Origin of the sequence: Pseudomonas sp. Kh14, from assembly GCF_900291005.1 — a bacterium.
Taxonomy (GTDB): domain Bacteria; phylum Pseudomonadota; class Gammaproteobacteria; order Pseudomonadales; family Pseudomonadaceae; genus Aquipseudomonas; species Aquipseudomonas alloputida.
Genome location: NZ_OLKJ01000034.1, coordinates 37,365 through 57,845, shown reverse-complemented (window position 1 = coordinate 57,845; position 20,481 = coordinate 37,365). Strand labels below are relative to the sequence as shown.

At 63.7% G+C, this 20,481-nt stretch carries 16 protein-coding genes; 15 read left to right on the top strand and 1 reads right to left on the bottom strand.

All coding sequences use genetic code 11. The features are described 5' to 3' along the window. Positions 1 to 28: 28 nt before the first annotated feature. The 15 genes from FQ668_RS17350 (at position 29) to FQ668_RS17280 (ending at position 19,633) form a co-directional block, all read left to right on the top strand. Positions 29 to 1,519, top strand: a complete 1,491-nt coding sequence (locus tag FQ668_RS17350; protein WP_053868145.1) for a BcsE family c-di-GMP-binding protein — start codon at positions 29 to 31, stop codon at positions 1,517 to 1,519. Continuing rightward, positions 1,516 to 1,701 carry a cellulose biosynthesis protein BcsF gene (bcsF, locus tag FQ668_RS17345; RefSeq protein WP_010953551.1) on the top strand — a complete coding sequence of 62 codons (186 nt, stop codon included), beginning with the start codon at positions 1,516 to 1,518 and terminating at the stop codon, positions 1,699 to 1,701. Before FQ668_RS17350 ends, bcsF begins: the two co-directional genes overlap by 4 nt. Next, a complete protein-coding gene (bcsG, locus tag FQ668_RS17340; protein WP_076402928.1) occupies positions 1,694 to 3,307 on the top strand; it encodes a cellulose biosynthesis protein BcsG in 1,614 nt (537 codons plus the stop codon). The genes bcsF and bcsG overlap by 8 nt, the downstream gene beginning before the upstream one ends. Further along, positions 3,304 to 3,522, top strand: a complete 219-nt coding sequence (bcsR, locus tag FQ668_RS17335) for a cellulose biosynthesis protein BcsR (RefSeq protein ID WP_014591429.1) — start codon at positions 3,304 to 3,306, stop codon at positions 3,520 to 3,522. The genes bcsG and bcsR overlap by 4 nt, the downstream gene beginning before the upstream one ends. Continuing rightward, entirely contained in the window at positions 3,519 to 4,226 is a 708-nt protein-coding gene (gene bcsQ / locus FQ668_RS17330) for a cellulose biosynthesis protein BcsQ (RefSeq protein ID WP_053868144.1), read from the top strand. Before bcsR ends, bcsQ begins: the two co-directional genes overlap by 4 nt. Then, positions 4,223 to 6,832 (top strand): UDP-forming cellulose synthase catalytic subunit, encoded by a 2,610-nt coding sequence (bcsA, locus tag FQ668_RS17325; protein ID WP_053868143.1) that lies wholly within the window; start codon positions 4,223 to 4,225, stop codon positions 6,830 to 6,832. Before bcsQ ends, bcsA begins: the two co-directional genes overlap by 4 nt. Further along, positions 6,829 to 9,117 carry a cellulose biosynthesis cyclic di-GMP-binding regulatory protein BcsB gene (bcsB, locus tag FQ668_RS17320; RefSeq protein WP_080999579.1) on the top strand — a complete coding sequence of 763 codons (2,289 nt, stop codon included), beginning with the start codon at positions 6,829 to 6,831 and terminating at the stop codon, positions 9,115 to 9,117. The genes bcsA and bcsB overlap by 4 nt, the downstream gene beginning before the upstream one ends. Continuing rightward, on the top strand, positions 9,117 to 10,232 hold the full coding sequence (gene bcsZ / locus FQ668_RS17315) for a cellulose synthase complex periplasmic endoglucanase BcsZ (protein ID WP_053868141.1): 1,116 nt from the start codon (positions 9,117 to 9,119) through the stop codon (positions 10,230 to 10,232). The genes bcsB and bcsZ overlap by 1 nt, the downstream gene beginning before the upstream one ends. Then, on the top strand, positions 10,220 to 13,738 hold the full coding sequence (bcsC, locus tag FQ668_RS17310) for a cellulose synthase complex outer membrane protein BcsC (protein ID WP_053868140.1): 3,519 nt from the start codon (positions 10,220 to 10,222) through the stop codon (positions 13,736 to 13,738). Before bcsZ ends, bcsC begins: the two co-directional genes overlap by 13 nt. Before the next feature lie 337 nt (positions 13,739 to 14,075). Then, positions 14,076 to 14,942, top strand: coding sequence for a 4-hydroxy-tetrahydrodipicolinate synthase (dapA, locus tag FQ668_RS17305; protein WP_014591422.1), 867 nt, complete (start codon positions 14,076 to 14,078; stop codon positions 14,940 to 14,942). 185 nt (positions 14,943 to 15,127) lie between these two features. Further along, complete coding sequence (locus FQ668_RS17300; RefSeq protein WP_019436852.1) at positions 15,128 to 16,171, top strand: aliphatic amidase; 1,044 nt, start codon at positions 15,128 to 15,130, stop codon at positions 16,169 to 16,171. A 55-nt stretch (positions 16,172 to 16,226) separates the two neighbouring features. Beyond that, on the top strand, positions 16,227 to 17,348 hold the full coding sequence (locus FQ668_RS17295; RefSeq protein ID WP_014591421.1) for an AAA family ATPase: 1,122 nt from the start codon (positions 16,227 to 16,229) through the stop codon (positions 17,346 to 17,348). Between the two features lie 21 nt (positions 17,349 to 17,369). Beyond that, on the top strand, positions 17,370 to 18,527 hold the full coding sequence (locus FQ668_RS17290; protein WP_033724638.1) for a transporter substrate-binding domain-containing protein: 1,158 nt from the start codon (positions 17,370 to 17,372) through the stop codon (positions 18,525 to 18,527). Next, entirely contained in the window at positions 18,524 to 19,108 is a 585-nt protein-coding gene (locus FQ668_RS17285; RefSeq protein WP_012052055.1) for an ANTAR domain-containing response regulator, read from the top strand. The genes FQ668_RS17290 and FQ668_RS17285 overlap by 4 nt, the downstream gene beginning before the upstream one ends. Positions 19,109 to 19,120: 12 nt before the next feature. Then, entirely contained in the window at positions 19,121 to 19,633 is a 513-nt protein-coding gene (locus tag FQ668_RS17280; protein ID WP_012052056.1) for an AmiS/UreI family transporter, read from the top strand. 81 nt (positions 19,634 to 19,714) lie between these two features. Here FQ668_RS17280 and FQ668_RS17275 read toward each other — a convergent pair whose 3' ends face one another. Beyond that, entirely contained in the window at positions 19,715 to 20,431 is a 717-nt protein-coding gene (locus FQ668_RS17275; RefSeq protein WP_014591418.1) for a Crp/Fnr family transcriptional regulator, read from the bottom strand. Positions 20,432 to 20,481: the final 50 nt, after the last annotated feature.

Below are 20,481 nucleotides of genomic sequence, written 5' to 3'. Positions count from 1 at the left end.
TTGCAGAGCCAGTGTTTTGACTAATGGAATGCAGTTGTTGGCGATTTCCGGCCTGAGCGTCGAGAGCAGCCAGCTTCATCAACAAGGACTGTACTGGTTAGCCTGTGACGCCGCCGAAGACGCCTCCTTGCTATGCCGCCAGGTAGTCGAAGGCATGCCCGATAATGCCAGGGCAGCCCTGATCGCCGATGCGCAAGCCATGGATGACGTGCTGGGTGCACTCGACGCGACGCGCGGTCCGGCCGAGCTGGCACTGTATGAGGCCAACCCGCAAGCCACCCGTTATCTGGTTGAAGACCTGCCTCGTCTTGATGCCCGTGGGCGTGTGCTGGTGCTGCTGGCACCGGCACACGCCTGGGCGGATACCGAAGTCGAGCACTGGTGCAATGCGCTGCGCCCGGCATTGTTGGCTGAAGCGGCGTTGCTGCTGGTCGTCAGTGGAGGGCAGAGCACTGCCTTGGTCGAGTGCCTGCGCGTTTTCAACCAGTGCCTCGACGGCCTTGGGCAGGTGTACCGCGGCAAAGGTGGGGTACGTTACCTGCAGCATTTCTGGAGCAATCCGCTTGGCAAAGCAGCCACCCGGGACATGGAGCTGACTCGGCTGAGTGCGGGCTTTGCCGTTGCTGCCGCGCCTCAGGCACCCAGCGACACCGGTGGTGACGAGTTGCTGTGCCTGGCCCAGCGCCCGGTACTGGAAGGCGCGCCAGCCTTCTCCGAACACTGGCAGGTCTGCGAAAGCTTTGAGGAACTGGGGGGCAAAGCCAGCCGGGCGGTGTCTGCCACGGTGATCTTTGCCATGGACGGTGGGCAGCGTCTGGATAGCCTGGCGCGCCAACTGCACCACCTGCGGCAGTCGCGTGGCAACGCCTTGAAGCTGGTGGTGCGCGAAATGGCGCCGACCCTGCGTTATCAAGACGAACAGTTGCTGCTGGCTTGTGGTGCCAGCCAGATCGTGCCGTTCGGTGCCAGCTTGTCACGCTTCCTGACCATGGTGGAGAGCATCCAGGGTTACGTCTGGCGTCGACACCTGCCAACCGACTTCGATGCCTTGCTGGCACGCCTGCGGCCGCTGGCCATCTGCGGGTTGGTAGCGCCACGGGCGTTCGCCGATGCTGTGCAGAGCATGTGGCACGGGGTGCGCAACGGCGAAATCGTCCATCAGTTGCTGGTGTTGCGTCCGGCGCCTGGCCTGACCCCGCTGCAGGCTTGCTCGCGTACGGTATTCCGCCGTGATGGCGACATTGCCTGCGTGGTTGGCGAGGTGCTGTTCCTGTTCCTGTTCGCCTGCCGCTCCGAAGGGGTCGAGCAAGCGCTTGACCACATCTTCCAGCTGTCATGGAAAGAGCTGTTCATCGGCCAGGAGGTACTTGCCGGCGTCGACAGCCTGGCCACTCCGGCCTTCCTCGACAGCAACCTACCGCAGCCACCCCGCAGCGACACGGCGGCGCAGTTGCCTGCACAGGCATGGTCGGCGCTGGCACCGCGCAAGGTCGGCCTGGCCAAGCGGGGTAGCGCATGAACTTCGTGCAACTGCTGCAGGTGGTCGGCATTACCGCACTCGTCACACTGGGCCTGGCCTTGTTGCTAGTGCGCCTGTGTTCGGCATTACGTGGCGTGTTGCGCCGTCGCCTTCCCCCCCGTTACCTGAAACCGCTGGGCGTACGCCGCCGCGCTGCACGCCAGGAACCCCAGAATGACTAATACCACCATCACCCTCCCGGTACTGGCCCGCTGGCCTGGACTGGGAGGGTGGAACCTCTATTTTTTTGCAAAGTTTCTGCTGGTCGCACTGGGCATGCTCGACTTCCAGGCGCTGCCGAACCTGTTGTTCGCTGCGTTTCTGCTTGTCCCTTTGCCGGGCAAGTGGCTGCGTATTGCCCGGCAACTGCTGGCGGTGCCAATCGGTATCGCGCTTTTCTACCAGGACACCTGGCTGCCACCCTTCAGCCGCCTGCTGGCGCAGCCGGGGGTGCTGGACTTCTCGTGGGACTATCTGCTCGAGCTGCTGGGCCGCTTCATCAACTGGAACCTGCTCGGCGCGCTGGCAATGTTGCTGGTGGGTTACCTGTACCTACGCCATTGGCTGCGCCTGAGCACCCTGAGCCTTCTGGGGTTGGCATGGTTGTCGGTCGGCGGCTTGCCGTCGCTGAGTGCAGGCCAGGCGCCCGGCGTGGCGGCGAGTACCACCGCCACGCCCGTGCAAGCCACTGCAACGGCCGACAATGCCACGCTCGACAGCTGGCTTGAGCGTTTCTTCGCCAGTGAGCGCGAGCGGGTGACGGCGTTTCCTGCCGTGAATGCCGATGAGCAACCGTTCGACCTGCTGGTAATCAACATCTGCTCGCTGGCCTGGGATGATCTGTCTGCCGTGGGGCTGCGGGACAACCCGCTGTTGTCGCGCATGGACGTGATCTTCGACCAGTTCAACTCGGCGACCTCCTACAGCGGCCCGGCCGCCATCCGTGTGCTGCGTGCCAGTTGCGGACAGTCGTCGCACACTGGCCTGTACCAACCGGCTCCGGAGCAGTGCCTGTTGTTCCAGAACCTGGCCCGGCTGGGTTTCCAGAGCAACACCTTGCTCAACCACAGCGGCCGGTTCGACAACTTCATCGGCGACATTACCCAACAGCACATGCCGCAACCCGGCATGCGCAATACCGACTTCCCACGGGCGCTGGTGGGCTTCGACGGCTCGCCGATCGCCAGTGACCTGGATGTCTTGCGCCGTTGGTGGGGGCAACGCAAAGGCATCCCGGACGAGCATGTGTCACTGTTCTACAACAGCATCAGCCTGCATGACGGCAACCGTATCGTGACTGCCGACGGCGGCACCCGCGTGGCCGACTATGCCACCCGCGCCAATCGCCTGTTTGGCGAGCTTGGCACCTTCCTTGACGAACTGGAGCGCAGTGGGCGCCGGGTAGTGGTTGCCATTGTCCCTGAGCATGGGGCCGCGTTGCATGGTGACCGCATGCAGTTGTCTGGCATGCGCGAAATTCCCACGCCGTCGATTACCCATGTGCCGGTCGGCCTGAAGTTCATCGGCATGGGCCAGCCTGCCCGCAACGAGCCGCTGCGGGTCACAGCTGCCACCAGCTACCTGGCGTTGTCCGAGCTGATCTCGCGTGTGTATGCGGGCCTCGGCCAGCAGCAGGTGCTGGATGTACCCGGCCTGCTGACCGACCTGCCAACCACCGAGCAGGTTGCCGAAACCTCTGGCGCACAGGTGCTGAATTACCAGGGGCGTGCCTACATGCGCCTGCAAGGCCAGCCTGACTGGCAGCCCATCCCCAAGGAGCGCCCATGATCACTGGCAAGTCAGACCCGTCCGACCGTAGCGATGATATTGCCCAGTTGCGCCAGCACCTGGACATGCCAGAGCTGAACTACCAGGACATCTCGATGCTGGTGGGCGTTCAGCAGGCCCTGCAGCGCTGGCCATTGCTGGGTGAAAGCTGCAGGGCCAGTAGCGACGATGCGCTGTACGCGGCTGTCACCCAGCGCGAGAGGATCGCGCCATGACCAGCCTGGCATTGCATGGGGTGCGCGGAGGCCTGGGCCGCAGCGCCTTGCTGGCTGCATTGGGCTACGCGCTACAGGGCGTGGGCGAGCGGGTGCTGCTGATTGACCTGTGTCCAAGCAACTTGCTCGGGCTGCACTTCAACCTGCCGCTGGATACGTCCGAGGGCTGGGCGCTGGCCGAGCGGGAAGGGCGGCCGTTCAGTGATGCCGTGTACGAGGTGCTCGATGGCCTGTTCCTGCTGCCGTACGGCAACCTGCCTGGCGGTGCGCAGCACCGTGTGCCCGATGCGCAGTCATGGCGCGCTCGCCAGGTCGAGCTGGCCGAGCATTTTGACTGGCTGTTGTACGACCTGCCGCAATTGCCGGGCGATACCGCCGGCAATGGCATGGAGACTGATGTGCGGGTATTGGTGGCAGAAGCCGAAATGGCCAGCCACCTGCTGCTCGGGCGACGCCCGCTCGAGCACTTCGACATGCTGCTGGTCAACCGCTATGACCCGGCCAGCCGCTTGCAGAGCGACCTGTTGATGGTGTGGCGTGATCTGTTTCGTGATCGCTTGCCGATCCAGGTGGTCCATCGCGACGAAGCCTTCCTCGAAGCGCTGGCGTACAAGGCTCCCCTGGGTCTTTACGCACCGCAGAGCCTGGCCTGCCGTGATGTGCAAAGCCTGGCGGTGCGCTGTCTGACGAGGCGCCAGCCGTGACCCTGACCCCTCTGTCGGCCTATACCTGGTTCACTGTCCGTGGCGCGCGTCTGCCGGTCGCATGGCTGTTCACCCTCGGCGTGTGGCTGGCCTTCCTGTTTCTGCGCCTGGAGTCACCCGCCTGGCAGGCGCTGTTGGCCGAGCGCCAACGCCTGTACCCGCAGCTGGCGGGCAAGCGCCCAACCCTGGGTGACCCGCTGCGCCTGTTGATCCAGAGCCTGTGGTTGTTGCTGCGGCGCCAACCGCAGGCACGTACAGCAGGGCCTGGCCGCCGCGCGTTGGGCGCTGTGCGCATGCACCTGCGGGCGGCAGGCGGGGTGGCGCGCCACTACCGCGGCCTGCTGATCGATGCATTGCAACAGTTACCCGCGCGCTACCGCGCCAGTGTTTTCAAGCACCAGGCCTCGGCACGCCTGCGCGGCCTGAGCGTGTTTGCCCGGCGGGCGTTCTATAGCGTGCTGACGGTATTCGCCCTCAGCCTCGCCCTGCTGTGCGTGACCGAGCCGTTCGGCTACCTGGCGCAGCTGATGTTCATCTGCCTGCTCCTGGTTATCGCCATGCTGGTGCGACACATGCCGGGGCGTTTCCCGACCCTGATGCTGATCGTGCTGTCGACCATCATCTCGTGCCGCTATCTGTGGTGGCGCTACACCTCGACCCTGAACTGGAACGACACCACCGACTTGGTATTCGGGGTGATCCTGTTGGCGGCAGAAACCTATTCGTGGTTCGTGCTGATCCTGGGTTACATCCAGACCAGCTGGCCATTGCAGCGCAAGCCGGCAAACCTCCCGGCCAACGTCAGGCACTGGCCAACCGTCGATTTGCTGATCCCTACCTACAACGAAGACCTGTCAGTGGTGCGCACCACGGTAATGGCCGCGCTGGGCCTGGACTGGCCACGCGAGTGCCTGCGCATCTACATTCTCGATGATGGCCGCCGCGACGCGTTTCGTGCCTTTGCCGACGAAGTCGGGGTAGGGTATATCGTGCGGCCCGACAGCAAGCATGCCAAGGCCGGCAACCTCAACCATGCGCTGGGCGTCACCGACAGCGAGTTGATCGCCATCTTCGACTGCGACCATGTGCCGGTGCGCTCCTTCCTGCAACTGACCGTGGGCTGGTTCCTCAAGGACGCTAAACTGGCGCTGGTGCAGACACCGCACCATTTCTTCTCGCCTGACCCGTTCGAGCGCAACCTCGGCTCGTTCCGCCGCCGCCCCAACGAAGGGGAGCTGTTCTACGGCCTGATCCAGGACGGCAACGATATGTGGAACGCGGCGTTTTTCTGCGGCTCCTGTGCCGTGCTGCGCCGCACTGCGCTGGAAAGCATCGGTGGTTTTGCCGTCGAGACCGTGACCGAAGATGCCCACACCGCCCTGCGCCTGCATCGCCAAGGGTGGACGTCAGCCTACCTGAGCATTCCGCAGGCTGCGGGCCTGGCCACTGAAAGCCTGTCGGCGCACATCGGCCAGCGCATTCGCTGGGCCCGTGGGATGGTGCAGATCTTCCGCACCGACAACCCGCTGTTCGGGCGTGGCCTTAGCCTGTTCCAGCGGGTGTGCTACGCCAACGCGATGCTGCACTTCCTGGCCGGCCTGCCGCGGCTGGTGTTCCTGACGGCGCCACTGGCGTTCCTGTTGCTGCATGCCTACATCATCTACGCACCGGCATTGATGATTCTGCTGTACGTGCTGCCACACATGATCCACGCCAGCCTGACCAACTCGCGGATGCAGGGCAAGTACCGACAAACCTTCTGGGGCGAGGTCTACGAGACCGTACTGGCCTGGTACATCGCCCGTCCGACCACGGTGGCGCTGTTCGCGCCGAAAAAAGGCACGTTCAACGTCACCGCCAAGGGCGGCCTGATGGAGCAGGAACAGTTCGACTGGCGCATCGCCCAACCTTACCTGTGGCTGGCGGCGCTCAACGTGGTGGGTCTGGGCTTTGCGGTGTGGCGCCTGGTCACCGGCCCGACGGCAGAAATCGGCACGGTGATCGTCAGCTCGCTGTGGGTGATCTACAACCTGCTGATTATCGGTGCCGCAGTTGCGGTGGCCGCCGAAGTGCGCCAGGTGCGCCGCGCCCATCGGGTGCCGATGCGCTTGCCGGCGGGGCTGATGCTGGCCAGCGGTCATGCCTACCCCTGCACCCTGGTCGACTACTCCGACGGCGGTATCGGCCTGCAGGTACAGCCCGGTCTGGAGTTGAAACCGGGGGAGCAGGTACGCCTGCTGCTCAACCGCGGCCAACGCGAGTTCGCCTTCCAGGCGTGCGTCACCCGTACCGTCGGGCAACACGTCGGCCTGGTGTTCCGCGACCTCGCCCTGCAGCAGCGTATCGACCTGGTCCACTGCACCTTTGCCCGCGCCGATGCCTGGCTTGGCTGGAACGAGCAGCACGAGGTCGAGCGCCCGCTGCGCAGCCTGATCGATGTGTTGAAGCTGGGCGGCGTCGGTTACGTGCGCCTGGTCGAGCACATGCCGCCATGGCTACGGGCGTGGTTGCGCCCACTGCGTTCGCTGGCGTTGTGGCTGGCCAGCTACTGGCCCCGCACACCGCAGGCAATCCCTTCCATGAACCCTGTTGATCGAGACGCATGATGACTGGTTATCCCGCGCGTACCTGGGGCCTGGCGATGGCGCTGTTTACCGCCTTGTCGCAGAGCGCCGCTGCTGCTTCCGTAGCTCCGCTTGCCGAGCCTGCGGTACCCACACCCACGGTACCAAACTGGCAGGTTGCGAAAACCTTCGAGCAGCTTGGGCATGCGTCCGACAGCCTGCTGCTGGGGGTACGCAACAGTGAGCATATCGAGTTTGGCCTGCGTCGCGATCGCCTGGCCACCGATGCCAGCTTGCAACTGGACTACACGCCTTCGCCAGCCTTGCTGCCGAACCTGTCGCACTTGCGCGTCTACCTCAACGACGAGCTTATGGGCGTAGTTCCGGTAGAAAAGGAGCAGTTGGGCCAGCGTGTACGTCGCCAGCTGCCGTTGGACCCGAAACTGCTTGGCGACTTCAACCGGGTACGTCTGGAGTTTGTCGGGCACTATACCGATGTCTGCGAAGACCCGGCCCACAGCGGCCTGTGGCTTAACCTTAACCGCAAGAGCCAGGTACAGTTGCACGAGCAGGCGCTGGTGCTGGAAAACGACCTGGCGTATTTCCCGTTGCCGTTCTTCGATACCCGCGACACCGGCAAGGTAGTACTGCCGGTGGTGTTCAGCGGCGTGCCGAGCCTGGGCGAGCAGCGTGCGGCGGCAATCCTGGCATCCTACTTCGGCAGCCAGGCCGGTTGGCGCAAGGCCAGCTTCCCTGTGCTGTACAACCACCTGCCGGCCCGTGGCGATAAACCTGCACCGAGCATCGTGTTTGCCAGCAACGACCGTCGCCCGGCGTTCCTCGCTGATCTGCAGCAGTTCCCGCCGGTCGACGGCCCCGTGCTGCAGATGATCGATCACCCGGACGACCGCTTCAGCAAAGTGCTGCTGGTGCTGGGCCGTAACGACGACGACCTGATCAAGGCCGCCTCGGCGTTGGCGGTTGGCAACAATCTGTTCCGCGGCGCGCGCGTGAAGGTGGAGCAGATGACCGCGCTGCAACCGCGCCAGCCCTACGATGCGCCGAACTGGACGCGCACCGACCGGCCGGTACGCTTTGCCGAGCTGCTGGATTACCCCGAGCAACTGCAAGTCAGCGGCCTGCAACCGCGGCCGGTGACACTGGAACTGAACCTGCCGCCCGACTTGTTCGTCTGGCGCAACCAGGGTATTCCGCTGCGCACCCTGTACCGCTATACGGCGCCAGCGGTGACCGACGAATCGCGCCTGAGCATCAGCGTCAACGATCAGTACATCACCAGCATGCCGCTGGTGGGCAATGACCGGCGCGGCGGTACCCTTGAAGAAATGCGCCTGGCAGTGCTGTCCGGTGACAACACTGCATTGACCGAGAACTCGCTGGTACCGGCGCTGAAGATTGGCGACCGCAACCGCCTGCGCTTCGACTTCAGCTTTGCCAGTACCCTGGGCAGCGCCCAGCGCGATCGCTGCCAGACCTCGCTGCCGGTGGACGTGCGTGCAGCAATCGACGACAACTCCACCATCGACCTTTCCGGTTACCACCATTACATCGCCATGCCCGACCTGCGTGCATTCGCCCGCAGTGGCTTCCCGTTCAGCCGCATGGCCGACCTGTCCGAGACGCTGGTCATCATGCCGGCCAAACCCACGGCGATGCAGGTCGGCACTTTGCTCGACACGGTTGGCGGGTTGGCCGGACAGATCGGTTACCCGGCGCTTGGCCTGCAATTGATCGACGACTGGCAACAGGTCGCAGCGGCAGACGCCGACTTGCTGCTGATCGGCAGCCTGCCCGAGGCCCTGCGCGATGCGCCCGACCTTGGCCTGTTGCTCAGCGCCCAGCGTGACTGGTTGCTGCAGGGCCGCAGCGCATCGTGGCCCGGTGGCCAGCGTTTCGATACTGAGCCGGTGGCTGCAAGCAGCCGCGTGGCGGTCAGCGCCCAGGCGCCGATTGCGGCCATCACCGGGCTGAAGTCGCCGTTCCACGAGCAGCGCAGTGTTGTGGCCTTGCTGGCCAACAGCGACAGCGATTACGCATTGCTGCGCGACGTGCTTGGCGATGTGGGCAAGCTCGATGCGGTGGCGGGTTCAGTAACGCTGGTACGCAGCAGTGGCGTGAGCAGCCAGTTCGTCGGCGAGCACTACTTCGTGGGCGCGTTGCCGTGGTGGCTGCTGCTGTGGTTCCACTTGTCCGAGCACCCTGTGTTGCTGGCGGTGATCGCGGCTGTTTGCGTGGTGCTGTTCGCCTTCTTGTTGTGGCGGGCACTGCGCTGGGCAGGCAAGCGCCGCTTGGGGGAGGCGGGGTGATGATGCGTCAGATGCTGGTAGGGCTGGTCGCCTTAGGCCTGCCCGTCTTCGCCAATGCCGGGTCGGTTTGCCCATGGCCTGCCTGGGAGCGGTTCAAGGCCGAGCTGGTGAGTGTGGATGGGCGGGTCATCGACCCGAGTGACGAGCGCCTGATCACCACCTCGGAAGGGCAGAGTTACGCGCTGTTCTTCGCCCTGGTAGGCAACGATCGGCAAACCTTCGCGCAGTTGCTGCGTTGGACCAGCAACAACCTCGCCGAGGGTGACCTGGCCCGGCATCTGCCTGCCTGGCTGTGGGGCCGTGACGGGCAGCAGCAGTGGCAGGTGCTGGACGCCAACAACGCCAGCGATGCCGATCTGTGGATCGCCTACAGCCTGCTGGAAGCAGGGCGGTTGTGGGACCAGCCGGCCTACACGCAACTGGGCCAGCACCTGCTGTGGCGTATCGCCGCGCAGACCGTGCGCAAGCTTCCAGGCCTTGGCGTGATGTTGCTGCCAGGTGACTACGGTTTCGAAGACGCCCAGGGTACCCGCCTGAACCCCAGCTACCTGCCGCTGCAGTTGCTCGACCGCTTCAGCGAGGTGGACCCCTTGTGGGGTGAGCTGGCGGCCAACACGCGGCGTTTGTGGTTGGCATCGTCGCCAAAGGGCTTTGCCCCGGACTGGTTGCTGTGGACGCCGGCCGGAAAACCAGCGGCAGACACGAAACATGGCAATGCCGGTGATTATGACGCCATTCGTGTATACCTGTGGGTTGGCATGTTGGCCGAGGGTGCTGCGCAACGCCGCGAACTGGTGGCCCATTATGCGCCGATGGCGGCATTGACCCAGCGCCAGGGGCTACCTCCTGAGCAGTTGGATGCACGCAGCGGTGAAGCCCGCGGCCATGGCCCGGCGGGTTTCTCTGCGGCCTTGCTGCCATTGCTTGCTGCCTCGCCTGAGTACATGGCCGGCTTGGCGGCCCAGCGCCAGCGCTTGCGCGAACAGCCGGTCGAGGCCAAGGCGTATTACAGCCAGGTGCTGGCGCTGTTCGGCCAGGGCTTCGACGAGGCCCGTTACCGTTTTGACCCGCACGGCCGCCTGTTGCCGGCCTGGAGCGCGCCATGCAGCGAATGATCGGCGTGTTGATGCTGGCGGCAATAACCTGCCAGGCAGATGCGCAACCCAAGGATGTCGATGAACAGCGCCAATGGCTGCTGGACCAGGTACGCCGTGGCGAAGCGCTGCACCGTGACGACCTGGTACGCGATGCGCTGGGCCGTTTGCAGTTGCTTGAGCCGCGCAACCCGGACGTGTTGCTGGCGGCCTTGAGCCTGGCATTGCGCGAGAAGAACAGCAGTGAAGCCGAGCAGTTGAGTGCGCGGATCAGTGCCGTGGCACCTGGCAGCCTGCAAGCACGTCAGGCCGCACGCCTGCTTGAACTTCAACAACCGGCGCCTGCGCGGCGCCTGCAGCAGGCGCGTCTGCTGGCGGTTACCGGCCGTAATGAAGAGGCGCTGGCGGTGTACGAACAGTTGTTTGCCGGCGAACCACCCAGCCTTGAATTGGCCCTGGACTATTGGCGCGTGCGCGGCAACCTGCCAGGACAACGCCCTGAGGCAATCCGCCAGTTGCAGCGGTTGGATCAGCAGTATCCAGGCAGTGCCGGGCTGCGCCAGACCCTGGCCGGTTGGTTGTTCGCCGAAAAGCGTGACCGCGAGGCCTTGGCCGTGCTCGATCAGCTGGCGCGAGACCCTGGTGCACGGGATGCCGCTGCCCAGCGCGAGTTCGACTACCTGTCCGGGCAAGCCGTGAGTGCCACCAGCGCGGCAGCCTGGCAGGCCTTTCTTCAGCGTTACCCGGCTTCGCCGTTGTTGGCACAGGCCAGCGAGACCTTGCAACAACAGCGCAAGCTGCTGGCCGACCCGGCATGGCAGGCCGGTCAACGGGGTAAGGCATTGCTCGACAAGGGCCGTAATGCCGAAGCTGAAACGCAGCTGCGCCGCGCCCTGCGCCAGTACCCGGGCGATGCCGGCCTGTATGGGGCCTTGGGTTATGCGTTGATGCGCCAGGGCCGCCATGAAGACGCCCATGCGGCGTTCCGCGCGGCGAGCGCCAAGGAGCAGGACACCTACTGGATCAGCCAATGGAAGGACCTGGAGTCGTCCAGCCAGTATTGGGCCCTGCTGAAGAAAGCCGAGCAGGCCCTGGCGGCGAAAGACGCGCGCGGTGCGCGCGTACTTTACCGGCAGGCTCGCCAGCAACGGCCAAAGGATGAATACGCGTTGTTGGGCCTGGCAGATGTCTCGCTGGCCGAAGGCGATGTGGCGGCTGCCGAGCGGCAGTACCTGCAGGTAAGGCGTATGGCGCCGGATAACGAAAGTGCCGTGCGTGGCTTGATGCGCGTTTACCAGGCGCAGTCGCCAGGCAAGGCGCAGGCATACCTGGACAGCCTGCCACCACGGCAGCAGGCGCAGTTCGCCAGCCTGCGACGCAGCCTGGAACTTGCGCGGCTACGCCAGCAAGGGGACGAAGCCCTGCAGCGCGAGGACTGGTCGACGGCCAGCCACGTGCTGGGCCAGGCCGCGGCCCTGGCCCCGGATGAGCCTTGGCTGGTGTATCAGCTGGCCAACAGTCTGCGTCACCAAGGGCGCACTGGCGAGGCCGACGCGGCATTTGCCAGGCTGGTGCAGCACCAGCCACGTGATCCGGCAACGCGCTATGCCCACGGCCTGTTCCTGGAGTCCAGCGACCGTGATGCCTTGGCTCTGGACAGTCTGAGGGCGGTACCTCAGGCGACCTGGAGCGCGGACATGCACGCGCTGGAGCAACGTGTTCAACGGCGTATGACCCTGGCCTCTGCGCAGCAGTTGCAGGCACAAGGCCGCAGTGCCGAGGCGACAGCCTTGCTTGAAGCCGGCCTGGCGCGTGGTGAAGGTAGCCCGGACGACTTGATGCTGTTGGCTGACTGGGCAGCCGCGCGTGGTGAACATGGCAAGGCGCGCAGTTATTACCAGCGTGTGCTGGTCGCGCAGCCTGGGCGTCCTGGTGCACGCCTTGGGGTGATGGAAAGCGCCGTGGCCGAAGGCAACCTGCAGCAGGCCCGGCACATGCTGGGCGTGAAGGTGCCACAATTTGCCGCTGATGACGGCAACGCCCAGCGGCGCCTGGCGGCGGTGTGGACAGCGCTGGGTGAACACGATCAGGCGGCCAGGCTGCTTGACCGGATTGCCGCGCAGCAGACGCGACCCGATCCGTTGTTGCGGCGCGACGCAGCCCGCCTGGTAGCGCAGGATGATCCTCAACGAGCACTGGACCTTTACGCGGCAGCGATGGCCGATGCGCAGTTGCTGGACCGTGCTGCCGTAGCGCCACGGGATGACCGTGCATTGACCCTGGCCAGCCGCGAGCAGGATGGCGACGACTGGCTGGCCCGTAGCCTGCGCAGTGATGTGGACGCCCTGTATCGCCAGCGCAATACCCATGTGACGCTGATGCATGACTACGGCTGGCGCGAGGATGACGGTACGCCCGGCACGTCGGAACTGAGTACCCAGTCGACCTTGTTGCACGTCGACACCCCTTGGCAGGAGGGCACCGCGTTTGCGCGGGTAGAGCGCATTGGCATGGATGCCGGGTCGTTCGAACCGAACGATCAGGGAAGCTACACCCCCGACTTCGGCAGCTGCCAGTTTGTTGGCAAGAGCGCTGACGGGGAAACACTGCCCGCGTGCACGGGGGGATCGCAGACTGCAAACGGCAGCCTGCTGGCGTTGGGTTGGCAGGGCAGCCGCTGGGCGTTCGACCTGGGCACCACCCAGGGCTATGCAATCAACAACTGGCTGGGCGGCGCAACGCTCAACGGTGACCTCGGGCAGGTTGGCTGGTCGCTGACCGCCTCGCGCCGGCCGATGAGCAATTCATTGCTGTCGTTCGCCGGCGCACGCGACCGCCCGACGGGCGTGCGCTGGGGTGGGGTCACTGCCAATGGCGCCACGCTCGGCCTGAGCTGGGACCAAGGTGGCGACAACGGGGTGTGGGCCAGCCTGGGGCACCATTGGCTGTACGGCGAAAACGTGGCCGACAACCAGCGGACCCGGGCCATGGCCGGCTTTTACCACCGCGTGGTGGAAAAGGCCGACGAGCGTGTACGTGTTGGCGTGACGCTGATGCACTGGCGTCACGACAAGGACCTGGGCGGTTACAGCCTGGGGCAGGGCGGTTACTACAGCCCGCAGCGCTACAGTTCGGTGGGCGTGCCGGTCAGTTATGCCTGGCGCAACTACGACTGGTCGTTGCTGCTGGAAGGTTCCGTCAGCTGGTCTCAGGCCCATAGTGGCAGTAGCCGCTTGTACCCGGACGCACACATCAACCGCAAGGTACTGGCGCACTATGGCGTCGACTCCAACATCGATGCGATGACCGAAGCCAGCGACAGCAGCGGGTTGGGCTACCGCCTGCGCGGTCTGTTCGAACGGCGCCTGAGTGACCAGTGGGTACTGGGCGGCGGCTTCGACTGGCAGCACAGCGATGACTATGCGCCTAGCCATGGCATGCTCTACCTGCGCTACCTGTTCGAACCGTGGCGAGGCAACCTGGCCCTGCCGGTGACACCGCTTGAGCCTTACAGCGAGTGGCGGTGACGGCAATCACTGCGTTGCAAGGGGCGCGCCTGCACGGGGCGATGCGGGCCAAGGGTTGACACCAGGTACGCCGCCCCACCATTATCCAGCCATACCTACGCAACGGGCTTGCCAGCATGTCCACATCCAACCACGCCATTTCCGCTTCGGGCTTCATCGCTCAGGCAGACGCGTGCGTTGCCGTTGCCAAGAAATCCAAGAAACAGCCGCTCATCTGACCGAGGCGCGCTGTCTCGTCAGGTGGGCTGACGAGACAGAAGGCGCCAGGTATCCCTGCCACAACTTCCACTCTTTGCCCTGCTGACGCTGACTTTCGGTCAACATCAGGAGTTTTTGCATGTCGAATTTCCGTGGTATCTGGATCGCCCTCGTCACGCCAATGCGCGCCAATGAAATCGACTTCCCAGGCCTGGAAAAGCTGGTGAAGAAGCTGCTCGAAGACGGTGTGGCCGGTTTTGTGGTGTGCGGTACCACGGGTGAGGCAGCGGCGTTGTCCAAGGCCGAGCAACTGGCAGTGCTGGATGCCGTGCTGGCCTGGGTGGAGCCTGGCAGGGTGGTGATGGGCCTGTCAGGTTACAACCTGCGTGAGTTGCTGGCCTTCCAGGCTGAAATCCAGCAGCGTGACATTGGCGGGCTGCTGGTTCCCGCACCTTGCTACATCCGCCCTTCGCAGGCTGGCATCGAAGCCTTCTTCGCCACCGTGGCCGATGCCGCCAGCGTGCCAGTGATCGTCTACGACATTCCCTACCGCACTGGCGTACGCATGGAACGTGAAACCCTGCGCCGTATCGTGCGCCATCCACGCATTGCAGCGGTGAAGGACTGTGGTGGTGACAGCGAGACGACCATGGCCCTGATCGAGGACGGCCACGCCCAGGTGCTGGCCGGTGAAGACCTGCAGATCTTCAATAACCTGTGCCTGGGTGGGGCAGGGGCCATTTCAGCCTCCGCACATGTGCGCGCCGACCTGTACGTACGCATGGTGCAGCAGGTTGACAGCGGCGATTGGGCTGCCGCGCGTGGTACGTTCTACCAGTTGCTGCCCTGGATCAAAGTGGCCTTTGCCGAGCCCAACCCGGCCGTGGTCAAGGCGGCGTTGCAGCTGCAAAGCCTGATTGCAGACGAGCTGCGCGAGCCCATGCAGGCCTGCACGCATACCACCCGAGACAAGCTGCAAAGCGTGCTGTGTTCACTCGGCGCCTGAAGCGGCAACGGTTGATGGCGGGTTGACAAGCCGCCACACCCGGCATATACCGTTGGTTGTCAGGAGCCGCGCATCAATGGCGATGTCGCGGCCTCCACACCGAACCCAAAGAGCAAATGAGCTCTCTCCGCATGCGGAGAGGGCTTTTTTTCGTCCCTGAAAAATAACAACAAGAGGTGGTCAACATGCGTCATGGTGATATTTCCAGCAGCAATGACACCGTCGGCGTCGCCGTGGTCAACTATAAGATGCCGCGCCTGCATACCCGCGATGAGGTGCTCGAAAACGCCAGGAAAATCGCCGACATCATTGTCGGCATGAAGCAGGGGCTGCCGGGCATGGATCTGGTGATTTTTCCAGAGTACAGCCTGCAGGGCATCATGTATGACCCGGCCGAAATGATGGAAACCGCCGTGGCCATACCCGGCGTGGAAACCGAAGTGTTCGCCCAGGCCTGCCGCAAGGCCAATGTCTGGGGCGTGTTTTCGCTGACCGGCGAGCGCCATGAAGAGCACCCGCGCAAATCCCCCTATAACACGCTGGTGCTGATCGACAACAATGGCGAGATCGTGCAGAAGTACCGCAAGATCATCCCCTGGTGCCCGATCGAGGGCTGGTACCCGGGCGACCAGACCTACGTTGCCGATGGCCCCAAGGGCCTGAAGATCAGCATGATCATCTGCGATGACGGCAACTACCCGGAAATCTGGCGCGATTGTGCCATGAAAGGCGCCGAGCTGATCGTGCGCTGCCAGGGTTACATGTACCCGGCCAAGGACCAGCAGGTGCTGATGGCCAAGGCCATGGCGTGGGCTAACAACTGCTACGTTGCAGTGGCCAACGCGGCGGGCTTCGATGGTGTGTACTCCTACTTCGGTCACTCGGCAATCATCGGTTTCGATGGCCGTACACTCGGCGAGTGCGGTGAAGAGGAGATGGGTATCCAGTACGCCCAGCTGTCGATCTCGCAAATTCGCGATGCGCGGCAGAACGACCAGTCGCAAAACCACCTGTACAAGATCCTGCACCGTGGCTACAGCGGTATGCATTTGTCTGGTGACGGCGACCGCGGCATTGCCGAATGCCCATTCGAGTTCTACCGCACCTGGGTGCTGGATGCCGAGAAGGCCCGCGACAACGTCGAGGCCCTGACCCGGCGTACCTCGGGGGTGGCGCAGTGCCCGGTCGGCAGCCTTCCGTACGATGCCAAGGAAAAGGAAGCCCGCTGACGGGGTTGCCCGGCGTGCCTGCGGGCACGCTGTTTCACAAAGCGAGGGGAAGACCATGCCGTTCTTGAATGACCTGCTGGAGCAGACGCGTCGCGATGCGTCCTCCAGTGCTGCACTGAGTGCCGAAAACTGCCACACCCGGGCAATCGTCGAGACCCACCTGCGCAGTGAAGACACCCTGCAGTCGCGTTTCCGCTTCGATGTCGCTGCCGTCATGCAGGTAGTACGCAACGAAGTGCTGGGCCAGGACGAAGCCTTGCAGGCCATCGAAGATGTGCTCACGGTGGTGCGTGCGGATATTCTCGACCCGCGCCGCCCGCTGTTCACGGCATTGTTCCTCGGCCCGACCGGGGTCGGCAAGACCGAGGTCGTGCGTGCCCTGGCCCGCGCCCTGCACGGTGATGCCGATGCCTTCTGCCGGGTCGACATGAACACGCTGGCCCAGGAACACTACGCCGCTGCTCTGACCGGCGCACCACCGGGCTATGCTGGCGCCAAGGAAGGCCGCACGCTGTTTGACCAGGCGCTGCTGGACGGGAGCCAAGGGCGCCCAGGGATCGTGCTGTTCGATGAGCTGGAGAAGGCCAGCAAGGAGGTGTCCCAGGCGCTGCTCAATGTGTTCGACAATGGCCTGCTGCGCTTGGCCTCCGGTGAAAAGAGCTTCAATTTCCGTAACACACTGGTGTTCATGACCAGCAACCTGGCGGCAGACGAAATACGCCAGCACCGGCTGGGCCCGCTGGCGCCGCTGCGGCGTCTGCTTGGCCTGCAGGCAGGGCGCCGCGAGCGTTTGCTGGGCTTGGTGCGGCGGCGCCTGGTGAAGCGTTTTTCTGCCGAGTTCGTCAACCGCATCGACAGCACTGTGGTGTTCAATGCCATCGAACAGGAGGTGAGCGAGCGCATCATTGAACTGGAGGTGTCGCGCCTGAACCGGCGTCTTGCCAAGCATCACTGCCGCCTGCAGCTGGATGCGGCGGTGGTTGGCAAGCTGGCCAGCGAAGGCCATGACCTGGAGTTTGGCGCGCGTGCACTCAAGCGCTTTATCCGCCATGAGCTGGAAGTGCCACTGGCCGAGTACCTGCTTGGTAACCGCATCCCATGCCAGGCAGAAGTGACGTGCATGACGGTGGCCGGCCACCTTGAGCGCGGGCGCATCCGTTTTTCGTTGCCGACATGACAGTTGTCACAGGATGGTGTGATGAGTAGACAAGACAGGCAATTGAAGGTGGGCTTGCTGTTCGCCGAAACCGGCGTTACCGCAGCCATTGAACGCTCGCAGCGCTGTGGCGCGCTGCTGGCGGTCGAACAGGTTAACCGCGAGGGGGGCGTACTTGGCGAACCGGTTCTGACCCTGGTCGGTGACCCCGGGGGCGACCCGGACCGTTATCGCAATCTGTGTGACGACTATGTGCGCAACCACGGTGTGCGCCTGATGCTCGGCTGCTACATGTCGCACACCCGCAAAGCCGTGATGCCCGTCATCGAGCGCGCCGATGGCTTGCTGTTCTATCCCACGCCCTATGAGGGCTTCGAGTACTCGCCCAATATCATCTACGGCGGGCCGGCACCTAACCAGAATAGCGCGCCACTGGCGGCATACCTGACACGTCATTACGGCGCCAGGGTCGCCTTCGTCGGTTCCGACTACATCTACCCGCGGGAAAGCAACCATGTCATGCGCCACCTGTACAAGCAGCATGGTGGCGAAGTGGTGGAAGAAGCCTACATGCCCCTGTACCCCTCGGCCGATGACCTGGCCCTGGTGGTCGAGCGGGTGGTGCGTTCTGCCCCTGACGTGGTGTTCTCGACCGTGGTCGGTACGGGGACGGCAAGCTTCTACCAAGCAATGGCGCAGCGATATGGTAATGGCCCTCGGCCGCCGATCGCCAGCTTGACTACCAGCGAGGCAGAAATTGCCGAAATGGGGGCCGAGGCAGCCCGTGGCAACATCGTCGTGGCACCCTACTTCACCAGCGTCGAGTCACCGCAAAGCAACGCATTCGTCAGTCAGTGCCGTGCGTTCTTTCCGGCCGATGTGCGGATCACTGCCTGGGCCGAGGCGGCGTATTGCCAGATGCGCATGCTGTGCCAGGCGGTAAATGCCACCGGCAGCCTGGAGGTGGAGGTAATCCGCAATCACCTGTACCACGCGAGCATGGATAGCCCCCAGGGCAGGGTGCAGGTGGAGCAGCAGAACAACCACTCGCACCTGTTTTCACGTATCGGCGAGATCGATGCGCGCGGGCAGATCTGCATCAAATGGCAATCGCCTACGACCATCCGCCCTGACCCCTATGTGGTGGTTCACAACCTGGACGACTGGACCGTGAGCATGATGGGAGGCGGCCCCTCATGAGCACGTCGAACATCCTGAACACGCTGCGTGAACTGCACGTGGGCATCGTTTGTCCGCCCAGTGAAATCACTGATGCCCTGGTGTTGCAACTGATGCGTATCGGCTGCTCGGTGAAGCAGTGCTGGCCACCGCCCAAGGCGTTCGACACCCACACCGACCTGGTGTTTTGCGGGGTGTTCGAAGGCCGCCACCATGCCGAGCTGGGCAAGCTGCTGGCGCAGGGCGGCGTACGCCTGACCGCCATCGCCTTGGTGGAGTACGAGAGCCCGACCATTCTTTCGCAAATCCTGGAGCTGGGGTGTCACGGCGTGATGGTACTGCCTCTGGACAACCACAAGGTGCTTCCGGCGTTGGTGTGCGCCAGAAGCAACAGCGAAGCCCAGGCCCGCTTGATGCAGAAGAATGCCCAGTTGCAGGAGCGTCTGGAGCACCAGGCCGACATCAACAAGGCCAAGGTCCTGCTGATGGCGGCCCAGGGCTGGCAGGAGCCTGAAGCTCATGCCTACTTGTCGAAAGAGGCGATGAAACAGCGGCTGTCGATGCTGGAAATGGCAAGAAAAACCCTAAAACAATTCGAATGAGAAGAGGTTGCCATGTTGTACGGACTGGTTCTGCTGTATGTGGGTGCAGTGTTGTTCATCAACAGCATCTGGCTGATGGGGCGTATCACTGACCGCGAAGTGGCGGTGATCAACCTGTTTGTCGGTTTGCTCAGCCTGTTGGTGGCGGTCTACCTGATCTTCGTGGTGGGCTCGGCCGAAGGCATCAAGGCCGGTGCCTTGACCCTCCTGTTCGCCTTTACCTACCTGTGGGTGGCCGCCAACCAGGTGCTGCAGGTTGATGGGCGCGGGCTAGGCTGGTTCTGCCTGTTCGTCAGCGTGACGGCGCTGGTGGTGACAGTCAGTTCCATCCCTGGCGCCGAAGGGCTGTTGAAGGTATGGGATGTGCTGAACTGGGCGGCGTGGACGGTGTTGTGGTTCAGCTTTTTCCTGTTGCTGGCGCTGGCCAGGAAGATCCAGCGTCTGGTGGCGGCAATGACTCTGCTGTGCGCGATCTTCACAGCTTGGGTGCCCGGGTTGCTGATCTTGTGGCAGCAGATGGGCTGACGACCGTGCGCACCCCGGCTGGAAGAGGCCTCCAGCACCTGGGTGTCGTGGTGCACGGCCTGGAACCATGGGTTCGCACTATCAGCCCGGCACGTAGGGCAGCAGCCGCTCGGTCTCTTTCTTCACTACGGCGTAGCATTCACAGCTCAGCAGTTCCAGGCGTGGTCTGTCGAGCACCCTGATCTGCCCGCGGTTGTACTCGATCACCCCCAGACGCTGCAGCTTGCCTGCAGCATCGGTCACACCCTCGCGGCGAACGCCCAGCATGTTGGCGATCAGTTCCTGAGTCATGCACAGGCGATCACCCGGCAGGCGGTCAAGCGACAATAACAGCCAGCGGCACAACTGTTGGTCGATGGAGTGATGCCGGTTGCACACCGCGGTTTGCGCCATTTGGGTGATCAATGCCTGGGTGTAGCGCAGCATGAACGTCATCAGCTCGCCATGGCGGTTGAACTCGTCCTTGAGCCTTTGCACGGGCAGGCGGTAGGCATGCCCTGCGCTTTGTACGATGGCCCGGCTGGGTGTGCTTTCACCACCCATGAACACGGCAATGCCCACTAGCCCTTCGTTACCTACCACCGAGATTTCGGCCGAGGCGCCGTTTTCCATCACATACAGCAGCGAAACGATGGCATCGGTCGGGAAGTGGACGTGGCGCAGGGTGTCCCCGGACTCGTACAGGGCCTTGCCCAAGGGCAGGTTCACATGCTCCAGGTCCGGCTCCAAACGGCTGAACGTCTCTGACGACAGTGCAGCCAACAAGTGGTTGCTTTGGGGTTTTTGCGTGGGTTGCATGCGTAGGACCGTAGACGGAGTCGTGTCGGTACAAGCTTAGCCTAGCGGGG

Excerpts from the sequence above, each read along its gene's own strand:
- FQ668_RS17350 (WP_053868145.1), top strand. The coding sequence starts at position 29 with ATGCAGTTGTTGGCGATTTCCGGCCTGAGCGTCGAGAGCAGCCAGCTT.
- bcsF (WP_010953551.1), top strand. The coding sequence starts at position 1,516 with ATGAACTTCGTGCAACTGCTGCAGGTGGTCGGCATTACCGCACTCGTC.
- bcsG (WP_076402928.1), top strand. The coding sequence starts at position 1,694 with ATGACTAATACCACCATCACCCTCCCGGTACTGGCCCGCTGGCCTGGA.
- bcsR (WP_014591429.1), top strand. The coding sequence starts at position 3,304 with ATGATCACTGGCAAGTCAGACCCGTCCGACCGTAGCGATGATATTGCC.
- bcsQ (WP_053868144.1), top strand. The coding sequence starts at position 3,519 with ATGACCAGCCTGGCATTGCATGGGGTGCGCGGAGGCCTGGGCCGCAGC.
- bcsB (WP_080999579.1), top strand. The coding sequence starts at position 6,829 with ATGATGACTGGTTATCCCGCGCGTACCTGGGGCCTGGCGATGGCGCTG.
- bcsZ (WP_053868141.1), top strand. The coding sequence starts at position 9,117 with ATGATGCGTCAGATGCTGGTAGGGCTGGTCGCCTTAGGCCTGCCCGTC.
- bcsC (WP_053868140.1), top strand. The coding sequence starts at position 10,220 with ATGCAGCGAATGATCGGCGTGTTGATGCTGGCGGCAATAACCTGCCAG.
- dapA (WP_014591422.1), top strand. The coding sequence starts at position 14,076 with ATGTCGAATTTCCGTGGTATCTGGATCGCCCTCGTCACGCCAATGCGC.
- FQ668_RS17300 (WP_019436852.1), top strand. The coding sequence starts at position 15,128 with ATGCGTCATGGTGATATTTCCAGCAGCAATGACACCGTCGGCGTCGCC.
- FQ668_RS17295 (WP_014591421.1), top strand. The coding sequence starts at position 16,227 with ATGCCGTTCTTGAATGACCTGCTGGAGCAGACGCGTCGCGATGCGTCC.
- FQ668_RS17290 (WP_033724638.1), top strand. The coding sequence starts at position 17,370 with ATGAGTAGACAAGACAGGCAATTGAAGGTGGGCTTGCTGTTCGCCGAA.
- FQ668_RS17285 (WP_012052055.1), top strand. The coding sequence starts at position 18,524 with ATGAGCACGTCGAACATCCTGAACACGCTGCGTGAACTGCACGTGGGC.
- FQ668_RS17280 (WP_012052056.1), top strand. The coding sequence starts at position 19,121 with ATGTTGTACGGACTGGTTCTGCTGTATGTGGGTGCAGTGTTGTTCATC.
- FQ668_RS17275 (WP_014591418.1), bottom strand. The coding sequence starts at position 20,431 with ATGCAACCCACGCAAAAACCCCAAAGCAACCACTTGTTGGCTGCACTG.